1 protein-coding gene is annotated in these 571 nt (G+C 39.8%); it reads left to right on the top strand.

Going from position 1 to position 571, the window contains the following annotated elements; translation table 11 throughout:
* Positions 1-571 (top strand): ribonuclease D (locus ACFIK8_RS12780; RefSeq protein WP_375669635.1); only part of this gene is annotated, 571 nt, incomplete at both ends.

The raw sequence follows: 571 nt of genomic DNA, 5'->3' as shown, positions 1-571 counted from the left end.
ATCTCGGAGGTGTCATTCCTTATCCTCTTTTCGACACCCAAATAGCAGGATCAATCTGCGGATTTGGTGATTCTATCTCCTATGATCAAATTGTACAACGCTGCACGGGGCATCAACTTGATAAATCATCCCGATTTACAGACTGGAGCTGCCGCCCTCTGTCTGAAAAACAATTGCTCTATGCCCTTGCCGATGTAACCTATCTAAGAGACGTTTACCTCTTATTGAAAAAACAGCTCGAAAAAAACAAGCGCATGCACTGGATGGATGACGAAATAACCACTCTATCAACACCGAAAACTTACGATATACCAGAAAATGAAGCATGGAAAAAAGTAAAAGGAAAAATAAAAAAACCCCGTGAACTTGCTGTATTACAAAAGATAGCAGCTTGGCGTGAACGCGAAGCACGGAGATATACTGTTCCACGTCGCCATATCATGAAAGATGAATGCCTTATCGAAATTGCAATTCAACAACCAAAAGATGAATCTGCATTAAACCGTTTGCGCAGTCTTAATAAAAATTGGGATAAATTTTCAATTGCGCAAACATTAATCAAAACTATCCA

It is taken from the genome of Bartonella sp. MR168JLCBS, from assembly GCF_042194175.1.
This window is presented reverse-complemented; position numbering and strand designations above follow the sequence as displayed.